The 11,413-nt window shown below is 37.7% G+C and carries 8 protein-coding genes and 2 pseudogenes; 3 read left to right on the forward strand and 7 right to left on the reverse strand.

Annotated features, from left to right (window positions below; all coding sequences use genetic code 11):
* Positions 1-240: 240 nt before the first annotated feature.
* From CSV69_RS13280 to CSV69_RS13290, 3 genes and pseudogenes are all read right to left on the reverse strand, one after another.
* Positions 241-1,359, reverse strand: a pseudogene (locus CSV69_RS13280) (vitamin B12-dependent ribonucleotide reductase); the annotation flags it as partial.
* Positions 1,360-1,599: 240 nt separating this feature from the next.
* Positions 1,600-3,072 (reverse strand): annotated as a pseudogene (locus CSV69_RS13285) (vitamin B12-dependent ribonucleotide reductase); the annotation flags it as partial.
* Positions 3,073-3,235: 163 nt separating this feature from the next.
* Positions 3,236-4,069: a lipoate--protein ligase family protein gene (locus CSV69_RS13290; protein WP_085426089.1), complete on the reverse strand. Its 834-nt coding sequence runs from the start codon at positions 4,067-4,069 to the stop codon at positions 3,236-3,238.
* 145 nt (positions 4,070-4,214) lie between these two features.
* On the opposite strand from CSV69_RS13290, the gene CSV69_RS13295 reads away from it, so the two are divergent.
* Positions 4,215-4,601, forward strand: a complete 387-nt coding sequence (locus CSV69_RS13295) for a rhodanese-like domain-containing protein (RefSeq protein WP_085426088.1) — start codon at positions 4,215-4,217, stop codon at positions 4,599-4,601.
* 59 nt (positions 4,602-4,660) lie between these two features.
* Positions 4,661-5,926 (forward strand): ATP-binding protein, encoded by a 1,266-nt coding sequence (locus CSV69_RS13300; protein ID WP_099693661.1) that lies wholly within the window; start codon positions 4,661-4,663, stop codon positions 5,924-5,926.
* 195 nt (positions 5,927-6,121) lie between these two features.
* On the opposite strand, the gene CSV69_RS13305 is transcribed toward CSV69_RS13300, so the two are convergent.
* Positions 6,122-6,853 (reverse strand): hypothetical protein, encoded by a 732-nt coding sequence (locus CSV69_RS13305; protein ID WP_199170424.1) that lies wholly within the window; start codon positions 6,851-6,853, stop codon positions 6,122-6,124.
* On the reverse strand, positions 6,843-7,337 hold the full coding sequence (locus tag CSV69_RS13310) for an RNA polymerase sigma factor (RefSeq protein ID WP_233192395.1): 495 nt from the start codon (positions 7,335-7,337) through the stop codon (positions 6,843-6,845). The genes CSV69_RS13305 and CSV69_RS13310 overlap by 11 nt, the downstream gene beginning before the upstream one ends.
* Before the next feature lie 533 nt (positions 7,338-7,870).
* Here CSV69_RS13310 and CSV69_RS13315 point away from each other — a divergent pair.
* Positions 7,871-8,488, forward strand: coding sequence for a recombinase family protein (locus CSV69_RS13315; protein WP_099693663.1), 618 nt, complete (start codon positions 7,871-7,873; stop codon positions 8,486-8,488).
* A 126-nt stretch (positions 8,489-8,614) separates the two neighbouring features.
* Here CSV69_RS13315 and CSV69_RS13320 read toward each other — a convergent pair whose 3' ends face one another.
* Both CSV69_RS13320 and CSV69_RS13325 read right to left on the reverse strand, forming a co-directional pair.
* Entirely contained in the window at positions 8,615-9,703 is a 1,089-nt protein-coding gene (locus tag CSV69_RS13320; RefSeq protein WP_099693664.1) for a UvrD-helicase domain-containing protein, read from the reverse strand.
* Positions 9,693-11,306, reverse strand: a complete 1,614-nt coding sequence (locus CSV69_RS13325) for an ATP-dependent nuclease (protein ID WP_233192396.1) — start codon at positions 11,304-11,306, stop codon at positions 9,693-9,695. The genes CSV69_RS13320 and CSV69_RS13325 overlap by 11 nt, the downstream gene beginning before the upstream one ends.
* Positions 11,307-11,413: the final 107 nt, after the last annotated feature.

Below are 11,413 nucleotides of genomic sequence, written 5' to 3' on the forward strand. Positions count from 1 at the left end.
TTATTTGTTATCTTAGTATATAATAATGAGAATATTTTATCAATACAGATTAATGGATTTATCTAATTTTTCTAGAAAGTAGTTAAATATGTATCAATAATTCGCTTATGCACTGTGGGTTGTATGCGTAAGTAATTATACACGCAAAGAGAAATATCAAGTCTAAAGTACTTATCGTTATTATTATATTGAAAAAACCCCCAAGTGCTATACATGCACTTGAGGGTCGCTATTATTTGTTTATAATCCACACTTTAATTGCGCTTGGCAATTCGTACATGTGTTACATCCACCAATTTCTTCTACTGTGCCTTGTCGGCAAACCGGGCATGTGTCGCCCACTTCTGAACCGATCGTAACATTTGTAGAACGCAGTGCCTGAATCGTATTGACGAGCACAACTTTTGGCTGTTCCGCCACTTCGACTTCTTCTCCTGTGTCGGGGATATTATCTTCCGCTTTTAGGGTGAGTACTTGTGAATCACGGCTACCGTCGACGTATACTGTACCGCCTTTCGCTCCGCCTTTATACAATCTCTCATAGACACTCTCAACCTGCTTCACTGTGTAACCGCGCGGCGCGTTAACAGTTTTAGAGATAGAGCTGTCAATCCAGCGTTGAATGATACATTGTACATCCGCATGTGCTTCTGGTGCTAGTTCCATTGAAGAAATAAACCAATCAGGTAAGTTATTCGGATCTGCATCTGGATTAGCTTGCAAATACTCTTCCACGATTTCTGCTTTTACTTCGATGAACTTCCCTAGACGGCCACTGCGGTAATATGTGAATGAAAAATATGGTTCAAGACCTGTACTAACGCCTACCATGGTTCCTGTAGATCCCGTAGGTGCAACTGTAAGTAGATGGGAATTTCTAATACCATGTTCAAGAATCGCTTCACGGATATCTTCAGGCATGCGTTTCATGAAGCCCGAATTGATAAACGCGTGACGCAATGCTTTCGTTTCTTCATCTGTTTTACCGATCAAGAATGGGAAACTTCCCTTTTCTTTCGCTAATTCGATCGATTCACGATAAGCAGTGGTTGCAATTGTTTCAAATACTTCTTCCACTAATTGATTTCCTTCAGGGGAGCCATATGTTTTTTCACAATAGATGTGAAGGTCGGCAAGTCCCATGACCCCAAGTCCTACACGGCGTTCGCCAAGGGCTTGCACTTTATTGTCTTCAAGGAAATACGGTGTCGCGTCGATGACGTTATCCTGCATACGTACACCTGTTTTAACTGTTTCTATCAATTTCTTAAAGTTCACTGTTTTAGTTTCTTTGTCTGTCATTTCAGCTAGGTTCACAGCAGCTAAGTTACAGACAGAATATGGTGCAAGTGGTTGTTCCAGTTGTTATCCTAAAGGCTTTTTATCCTCTAGTTCTTACAGTTGTCTTCCTGTAAGTTCAGCATACATTTTCACTGTTTCTTTCATACAGTGTTGCGGTCTCGTGCCTGGATTATAGTCTGATCAATATCGATCAGGATCACCAGGTATGCGTTGCCCCTGACTAGAATTTTACTTCCAGCCTTCGGTTCGGATTGGCAAGTACAATAAATTATACTATTTCTCAGCTTTCCCGCTTCATCCCGCAATTTTTAACGTGAGGCGAAGTCCACCACACGGATTCGTTGCTACAACTTGCTGTCCATAGGCTTTCGCATTCGTTTCATTATTAGCATTATCAATAAAGAAAATGCCAGGTTCTGCCGAATACGTAGCACAGATATTAATTAAATCCCATAATGCACGGGCTTTGATCGTACGATAGACACGCACTTCATGTCCTTGACGTTCCCATTCACGAACATCGCCGACTTCATGCCATTGTTCGTTATAATGTTTCATTTGTTCAGGTGAATAATTTTCGACTGCTGGGAAGCGCAAGTCATACTCCGCGTTCTCTTCCACCGCTTTCATGAAATCATCCGTTAATGTGACGGAAATATTCGCGCCTGTCAGGAATTCTGGATTATGAACAGTATACGTTCCGCCATCTTGGAGTTTCAACTCCGCGTCACGAATGATCGCTGCGTTGAATCCACCTTGACCGGGGATTTCTTTATAATTTGCAACACCTTGATACATCGCTTCTTCTTGTGCTGTCAATGGTTTGAAATTCAATTTTTCATGTGCCAGCTTCTTAATCATTTCATCTTCTGTGTTTTCGATCAAATAACGCAAAATTCGCGGATTTTGCATCTTGGAGATGATGAATTCATAAATGTCCGGGTGCCAGTTGGATAACATGATCATTTGTGCTCCACGTCTTGATCCACCCTGCTCAACCAAATGAGTCAGCTTCGCAATATCATCAAGCCATGAAACCGAACCGGATGATTTACCGTTGACACCGCGCGCCAATGTGTTGCGTGGACGCAATGTCGAACCATTCGTTCCTACACCGCCACCACGACTCATGATCTCCATCACTTGCTTGCGGTGATCAGAGATCCCTTCGCGTGAATCGGGAACAAACGGCATAACGTAACAGTTGAAGAACGTTACATCCGTATCTGACCCTGCACCATACAGTACACGCCCCGCCGGAATGAAGTTCAATGCACTCAACTGATCATAAAACATGTTATACGACTGTGTGCGTCGATCTTCCGATTTCTCAACGGAAGCAAGACCTGTTGCATTACGTTTCGCGATCTGCTCGTAGAACACTTCAAGAGGTTTTTCAAGCACATCAAGCGGACGCGTAATAATTCCTTTAGATTGAGCGTCCATATCTTCGATGGATGAACGATACTCTTCCTCAATCCAAATATCCGCTTTGTTGTTCTCTAGGTCGAGCTTCGTAATATAGCCTAACCCTCGTGCCGGAAACTTCGGATCTTCTCTCACTGTCAGAACGACGAAATCGCCTTCTTTCAATGTCTTCTTTTCCATATCCTTAAATGAATATCGATCGATCATCACCAGACGTGATACCCCACTGTGAGTCAACTTCATATCATCTGTAATCGGGTGCACTTGAGGGAAATTTGCAATGTCCTCATTCAGTTGTTGTTTGTTCAAAGATGGTTCGCCTTGTTTCGACATCGTAACCATATAACATCCTCCTTCTACAGCATCAAACACAACATATAGTGTTTGTCTTATTAAATAATCTACTACATATTGAATAGTATATCAATCGACAGTTTTCATCAGAATTCTAAAATCGTTGATGTCATACCATTTTGTCCAAAAAAATAAAACCAAAGAACCAATTTTATTTTTTGTAATTCCAGTCATCGTTCGCATACTTTTCTTTCTCAATCTTGTGAACCAATGCAAGGTGTTCAGCGGTTAATTCCAGTGGTTCCAGTGAAATATCAAGGGATTTTTCAAACCCTCTTGAAAAGGCCTCTTTGCATTCATTCACTGAAATGTCACGATCGGTCAAACGATCAATCGCAATCGCACGATCTGGTAACGTTCTGCGGACACGTTCTTTCAGTGCAGGAGATGAATAGGTGAAGATCGATGTCAATTTATCGACATCTAAACTCATCAAAATAGCCCCGTGTTGTAAAATGACACCTTTTTGACGTGTTTGCGCGCTGCCCGCCACTTTCTTTCCTTCGACGACCAACTCATACCAGCTTGGTGCATCAAAACACACACCACTTTTAGGACTGCGTAGCTGTTCTGTTACCTCTTTGTCAGGAATCGAAAACTCTGCCTGAAGTCCCAAGTTACGGAACCCTTCGAGCAATCCACCCGATATGACACGATACGCTTCCGTTACGGTTTCGGGCATACCTTCATATTCTTCGCTGACAATGACACTGTATGTAAGTTCATGTTCATGCAGGACACCACGGCCCCCTGTAGGTCTGCGGACGAAACCGAGTCCTAATTCTTTTACTTTTTCCATATCGATATCTTTTTTTATCTGCTGGAAATAGCCAATGGATAATGTAGCAGGTTCCCATTCATAAAACCGCAGAACCGGACCGATTTCTCCGCGACTATGTAAGTCGAGAAGCGCTTCATCCAGTGCCATATTGAAGGATGGACTGCATTTTCCAGAGTCCACGTAATGCCATATGGATTTTGTCATATTCATTCTCCTTCGTATTCATACTTCACTTATAGTATAGGAATTCGTCAATGAAAAAAACAATAACGCCTTTCATTTTATCATTAGGATTGAACTGATGCTAGATAATCTTTATAATAGAGATATTGATGAAGGAGGAAGTTTGTTGAGTTATTTAAATTACTATGTTTTAGGGGCAGCTGTGCTCGCGGTCATCTTGTATTTTGTCATCACATACATACGGGTCGGAAAAGCATTGACTACTTTAACACAAGAAGAATTTATTCAAGGGTATCGTAAAGCACAATTAATCGATGTGCGCGAACCGAAAGATTTTGACGCAGGACATATTTTAGGCGCTCGTAATATCCCATTCACACAGTTTTCACAGCGCTATAAAGAAATCCGTCCCGATAAGCCGGTTTATCTTTACGATCAAAACACAAGCCGTACTGGCCGTGCTGCATTGTTCCTGAAGAAAAAAGGATGCACGGAGATCTATCAACTTCGCGGTGGTTTCAAGCAATGGTCAGGAAAAATTAAAACAAAATAATCATCATGGATCCTCCTTTTTAAGGGGGATCTACTTATTTATAAGGAGAGTGTTACGTAATGAAACCAGACTTTTTAGTTCCTCTTCACCCCACACAATACGAAAAACTGACACACTACCAATATTATGGTGTCGTCATTGAAGCCATACTCGACACACTTCAACAGCGTTCACCTGCAGACTGGCAAATCATCCAAGTAGATGAATTCGCTTCATACACTGAAACGATGTTGCCAGAGCTGATCCAACGCAAGCAATTGCCATTCGAGTCACTCAGTCACATATACCCGACGCTTCCGACTCAAAAAATCCAACAAGACCCTGACGCCAATGCATTTTCGTTGCAGAGTGCGGACACGATCGACAATCAGTTGATCTACTTTCCTGAACATGAAATCGCCATCGCCAACATCAGCTATTACGTGGCAACTGGCTCCACCTGGTCGGAACATACCGTATTCGCCCCATCCGCCACTCATGTAAAAGAATTCATCGAGTCACTCAATCAATTACAGCGGAACGCGATGAAGTCAAATATTACGTATTTGGTGGACACCGAAGAAGGTATGGAGAAAAAGACATATGCTGCGGGCACACAAATCGAACGTAGCGACGTCTTGCTGGATGAAGATTTGAAGAACGATCTATTCCGTTCGATTGATGAATTTTTCCGAGATGGCGGCGCATTTTTTAAAGAATACGGTCTACCTTATAAGCGTGGAATATTATTATACGGCTCGCCTGGTAACGGCAAAACAACGCTCGTTCGCTCAATTACGGGAACAACCGACGCACCTGTCGTCTACTGGCAAATCACAGAATACACGGGTAGTCATTCGGTCCAAGAAGTGTTCAATACAGTCGAACGTTTGGCGCCCGCTATTCTCGTGATCGAAGACATCGACTCCATGCCGGAACATATGAGAAGCACGTTTTTGAACATCCTCGACGGCGTACATGTCCGTGACGGCCTGTTCATCATCGGCACGACCAATTATCCCGAACGTATCGACCCTGCACTCATCAATCGCGCAGGCCGCTTTGACAGCACGTATGAAATCAAATCTCCGACAGAAACAGTACGCAAGCAATACATTGAAAAGCTGGACCGCAAAAAAATCCTCTCCATTGCCCAAGTTGAGGAAATAGCAAAACAAACGAAAGGCCTTTCGGTATCGCAGCTGAACGAATTATATATGTCAATCGCGCTTACCTATCATTATGAAGCAACTATTCAATACGAAGAACGTATTCGCCAATTGCAAAAACAGCACAGACAAGCTACACGGCATGATTGGGAAACGGATTCGACAATTGGGTATTGAAACACATAAAACATGTCGCCTTTACTAGTAATCAGTTTAGTGACTAAAACCACAAAGACACCGAATTTGCCTATGAATTCGGTGTCTTTGCTTTATCCATTCATCAATCCCTTGAGAGCTTTTCAGCAGATTATTCAACAGTCATAAAAAACCAGTTTAGCACTGCTACTACACACCTTAAAAGATCTGATTGATTTAATGGAGTTTCAATGAAATAGAATCTGATTCTTGAGTTACGATAATATCTTGTTGTTCGGATTTTCCGTCGGTATAGATAACAACTACTTCAATTATTTTGTCGTCAGTTAGTATATTATTACCATCATGGGGGATAGCAAGTGTATATTCATATTTGTCTTGTTCATTATACTGAACGGTATACGTATTTCCGATTTCCTTTATCCCTTGGAATTTCCCAGAACCAGGCTCAGTAGTAATAAAATTTATCTTTTCCGCTTCTAACCATTCTGTATTTACATACTCCTTAGATGTAAATGTAACATCCTCCACAAACTTGCCTTCACTTAACGTATACGTGATAGATTGAATCTGTTCCCCGGTTATTTTCAGTCTAACATCTGTAAAAATCAAATTAGCTCCACCACCACTTATACTAATTAAACTACCATCCGTTCTATCTTCAGTTGATAATTTAAATGTAGCTTTTTCTGATGTGAGTTTTGTGTTAAGTTGATTCCCATCTTTACTAGATGCATAAGCGATAATCGTAAAATTGCCATTTTCATTAAAAAACGAAGTGCCTATTAATATAGATAGAAGGATTCCAAATGCACATGCTACCGAAATCCACTTTATATAATTCCCTGAACTCGATTTTTTCTTTACGATATTCTCTTTTATACGATCTTCCATGGCTTTTGACATTTCAATAGAAGAAACGGCATCTTTAATCTTCTCAAAATCCATATTCATTCTCCTTTCGATATCTTTCTCGAAGAAGCACTCTTCCCCGCTGTAATCGCTTTTTCACGGCTGACGTAGTAATGGTAAGGATTTTTGCTATTTCATCGACTTTATAACCTTCCACATAATGAAGTAATAAAACCACTTTATGTTTAGTTGGCAATCTCATTAAGTGGTCGAGTAGATCATGGTTTTGATTATTCTTGGAATATAGTTGTAAATCATTGATATCTATATGCTTACGAATAATATTGTACCTTCTCATATTCTTACAGCGATTCGTGGCAATCGTTATCAACCAAGCCTTCTCATGTTCCGAATCATTAAAAGTTGGAGATTTCGTTACATACGTCATAAAAGTATCTTGTACGGCATCCTCTGCATCTTTCTCATTACATAAAATAACCAGGCAAATACTAAATAACATATTGCCATATGTATCAACCATTCGCTTTGCATCTCGTTCATCCGACCACTTTTGTCGCAACCTCCCTCAACTCCCTTCACTACTAACACACTTGAACACACGAAATGGTGACATGTTTTTTCAAAAAAATATATTTCACTTAATATAATCTGCATTTAGACTAATGATTGAAAAAAATATATAGAATTGCACTCAGATTAGGAAAACGTCAACACAATAACCTAGATAAGTTATGTATATAGAAAGAAGCGCTTAGTTATAGAGAAACTAAGCACTTCTTTAGTATATCGGTGTTCAAGTATTCAACAATCTCTGCTCCCAATATTTTTTGCAGCTTCTAAGTATAAATTTTGTAATAGTAAGTTCCAATGCTGTTCAGATTTACCATTGTTCTTAAATCCGCAAAATAAACTTCAAAATCCTACCGTTCATAAAAGTACTCTTTTACGAACGATTTAAAAAGGATTCAAAAACAGCGGAAAGAATGTCCATAAACGTATTAAAACACTTTACGAACGTTCATTAATTTGCATACACTTTTACGAAATGTTTTTAGGTATAATAAGAGAAAAGAATCTTTTTCGAGGTGAATTATGGAACAACGCAAATTTGGTTACATACGCGTCAGCAGCAAAGATCAAAAAGAAGATCGGCAATTGGAAGCTATGAAAAGATTGGGTATTAATGAACGCGATATTTATTTGGATAAGCAAAGCGGAAAAAACTTTGAACGTGTAAACTATCAATTGCTTAAAATGATTATCCGAAAAGGCGACATTTTGTATATCCATTCGCTGGATCGATTTGGTCGAAACAAAGAAGGAATCCTACAGGAATGGAATGACCTTACGAAAAATATTGAAGCAGATATTGTGGTGTTAGATATGCCATTACTCGATACGACACGATACAAAGATAATATGGGGACATTTATTGCAGATTTGGTTCTGCAGATTCTTTCATGGATGGCTGAAGAGGAACGAGAACGCATCCGGAAACGGCAGCGTGAAGGAATCGATTTGGCCTTAAAAAAAGGTGTTCGATTTGGCAGACCAACAGTTCATGTTACAGAGGAATTCAAAGAAGTTTATAAAAGGTGGAAATCCGGAGAACTAACAGCAGTGAAAGCCATGCAGGAAGCCCAAGTAAAAAAGACCAGCTTTTACAAGTTGGTTAAAGTACTCGAGAAAGAGATAGCAAAAACTTTATAATAGCAGAAACTCAATAAAAAGAAGGTCTACCAAAGTCAGTGAGTGAATTTAATAGTCCTTCTTTTTCATTTATACTCTTGTTATTTTTTTGATTACAGCTGAAAATCTTTGACTATTCTATACCGATTATTCAGGTGTGTAACTTTTAATATACTCATTCTTTATTTTTTTTTCATTGCTTACAAAACAAACACTGTGTCTCGCTCTTGTAAAAGCAACGTAATATGGGGCTCTAGATTTTAAATGTGTCTGAAAATCCCCAGATTTTAAAAATTTATTTAATGGACCATTACATAATATCAAAACTCGATCAAACGTAAGGCCTTTCGACTTTCTAAAATTCAATGGAAGGCTATCACCTTCAAATTTTGTTTTTCTATAATATCGCAATACTTGCGGCTTATATTTTGATATATAACTTCCAATTTCTTGGCTAGTAATATGAAATACACCATCATGTCCTGTTGCTTCCTTATTTAAAGATTTTGTTTTAGGCATCTCTGGATAAAGTAAATCTGCTAAATCACAAATTTCTTGATTGCTTCTATAACAATCTGTTTTATATCTAATTATACAAAGTCCTTTATCCTCCCACTCTTTAAAAAGGTTAAAGATATGCTCACCTTTTTTGTTCTTATTTTTGGCTGAATTATTGGTAAATAGTACCGCTTGTCGGTTATCGCCTACCACTATAATTTTAATTTTCGACTTAAATAGTTCAAATAGAAAATCTAAGTCATACCCAGCTAAATCTTGCACTTCATCAATCATAATTACGTCATATAAACTCTCTAGTCTTTTAATAATCGCTCGATTAGAGAGTCTGTTAACTTCCATGATAAAGTCGCACATTTTATCCGTATAAATATATTTCCCAGATCTAAAATAATATCTTTCAGTATGACTCTTTCTTACATAATTCGTAGATCGGCCAGTGACAAACTCGATGTTTTCAATTCTATTCTTATCATATAAAAAATTTTGATAAGGCCTTACACCATCGCTTAATAAAAATGAAAACCAAGTCTGAATCTTTACGTTGGAAGGAGTACATCCTGAGTCCTCAAAAAACTTCCTTTTTATTTCCTCAGAATTTTCAATAGTAAATGTGGTAATTAAAATTCTTTTATTTAACATTTTATTTGACTTACAAATTAGTTCACTTGTTTTTCCAGACCCGGCAGCAGCAATTATTACTTCGTTATTATATTGCATTTTCTATATACTTCGGTATCTTCAGAATTTCATCACTATCAAATAATTGCATCGCACACTCGCTTTTCTTACTTGGACTTGTCATATATTTTATTAACTCTTCTTCAGTAGGGTAATCAACGTCTAAAATTTTATTCAAAAAATCCACGCCATTTACTTTAACGAGCTGTGGCTCTAATGTTCTATAATTTTCATCAATACCGTAATTAATACTGATACTAGGGTGGTTTAAGTATCTTTCACCATATTTTTTAATTATATTCTTTTCAATATCACCATCATTATCCGTAATGACAGAAACATTCTTTGACAATTTATCGGCAATCTCCAAATACCGCTTAAACGAAAGACCTCTTATCGTAATTACATCCACTCCATTTTCAATTGGAAGTCTTCCATATTTTTGTGAATATGCTTTTTGAACTATCAATTCATCGGATGGCCCTTCTACTAAAATAGCCTTTTCGCTTAAAATTAATCGAAGAGTATCATAACCAGGAAGCTTTTTGAAATAATTATAAGTATCTTTATCAAGGTCTTTTAAAGTCATTGTATTACCCTTGTTCAGAAAAATAACGTGATCTAAACCGAGTTTATTCAAAACATAAGTGCTGTGAGTAGTAATTAATAATTGCTTTCCTACGCATTTCTCAGAAATCTGCTTAACCAATTTGCTCATGTTAGTATATGATAAATGAGTCTCAGGCTCTTCTATTAAAATAACATGCACATCTCCTAAGTTAGTTTCTAAGGATAGTTTTAATTTGATGGAATTTTGTTCACCTTTTCCGATTAAATCAAAAGGTATATCATCTAGATAAGCTGTTAAATGGCTTTCCCAGCCACTCTTTTGAGAAACGTCTAATGATATACTTAAACCTTTATCTGATATCTCTCCCGTCTTACTCGATAAGCTAGTATTGATATTTTTGATAGTATCTATGCTAGAAAAACTTTCTTTTAAGTCTCTGTAGTTCACGTTCAATGCTACTTTTTGTTTTAAATCCAATGTATTCCCAATAATACTGGAAATATATCTTTCTGTTCCATTCCAAGCTTTCCCTTCAGTGGCATCTATAAGCACACATTTTACGGGATTACTTCGAGTCGTCAATGGAGAAAAAGCAAATGAATACCATTTAACAGTATAATACTCGATAGGAATATTATTAATATCATTCGGATTTTTAATGTACTCTTTGTATTCTTCCGTGAACTCTTCATCCAACTCTATTGACAAACTAATTCCCCAGGTATCTTCTTTTAATGAGTTATTTGTTCCTTTCAAACTTGCTACTGTTTCATTTTCTTGAAAGTATACCTCTATTAGAATTTTTGGAGGTTCAACTGTCTTTTCATCTCGAAGAAAATTAAGATATGTGTTAACAGTTTTTCTATTAAAAATAAAAGGGGATATTTCATTATGTATACTTCTTTTGTTCAAATATGCAGTAAGTGCTAAGTTTATGGCTTCCAGTATTGTAGATTTTCCTTGCTCGTTATCCCCTACAATAATATTAATATCTTCATCAACATTTAGAGATAAAGATTCTATCGATTTAAAGTTTTTAATAATGGCCAATTGTACAATCAAGTTAGCCATCTAAATTCAAATAAAAAAATGCCACTATAAAATTTCGTGTATCATTGAAGTTACGAGACAAACAATGAGAGGAAGTTTTATAGTGGCACAACTTGAGAATACCATAC

The sequence above is a fragment of the Sporosarcina sp. P26b genome (assembly GCF_002743245.1).
Lineage (GTDB): Bacteria > Bacillota > Bacilli > Bacillales_A > Planococcaceae > Sporosarcina > Sporosarcina ureae_C.

Excerpts from the sequence above, each read along its gene's own strand:
- CSV69_RS13290 (WP_085426089.1), bottom strand. The coding sequence starts at position 4,069 with ATGACAAAATCCATATGGCATTACGTGGACTCTGGAAAATGCAGTCCA.
- CSV69_RS13300 (WP_099693661.1), top strand. The coding sequence starts at position 4,661 with ATGAAACCAGACTTTTTAGTTCCTCTTCACCCCACACAATACGAAAAA.
- CSV69_RS13305 (WP_199170424.1), bottom strand. The coding sequence starts at position 6,853 with ATGGATTTTGAGAAGATTAAAGATGCCGTTTCTTCTATTGAAATGTCA.
- CSV69_RS13315 (WP_099693663.1), top strand. The coding sequence starts at position 7,871 with ATGGAACAACGCAAATTTGGTTACATACGCGTCAGCAGCAAAGATCAA.
- CSV69_RS13320 (WP_099693664.1), bottom strand. The coding sequence starts at position 9,703 with ATGCAATATAATAACGAAGTAATAATTGCTGCTGCCGGGTCTGGAAAA.
- CSV69_RS13325 (WP_233192396.1), bottom strand. The coding sequence starts at position 11,306 with ATGGCTAACTTGATTGTACAATTGGCCATTATTAAAAACTTTAAATCG.